1 protein-coding gene is annotated in these 261 nt (G+C 54.8%); it reads right to left on the reverse strand.

Features of this window, described 5'->3' with window-relative positions:
• A partial coding sequence (locus RRF55_RS27485; protein ID WP_281157834.1) for a phage late control D family protein occupies positions 1-261 on the reverse strand: 261 nt, incomplete at both ends.

Below are 261 nucleotides of genomic sequence, written 5' to 3' on the forward strand. Positions count from 1 at the left end.
AGCGCCAGTAAATACCCACCTCCGCCAGCAGGCGCTGGATAAACTCAAGGTCAGTTTCCCGCCACTGGGTGATGAGCTCCCGGGAGGGGTATTCGCGGGAGAGCCGGAACTCAAAATCAGGCCCCTCCAGACCGTGTTTACGCAGCACCTGTTCAACCACTTCAGTGACTGACTGATTGAGATAGATTTCGCTCCCTTTCGTATAGTCCAGAAGGGCGATGCGGGGAACGATCGTCATAGCATAACGGGTATCGTCATTTG

The organism is Klebsiella sp. K47 (assembly GCF_051858335.1).
GTDB lineage: Bacteria > Pseudomonadota > Gammaproteobacteria > Enterobacterales > Enterobacteriaceae > Klebsiella > Klebsiella pneumoniae.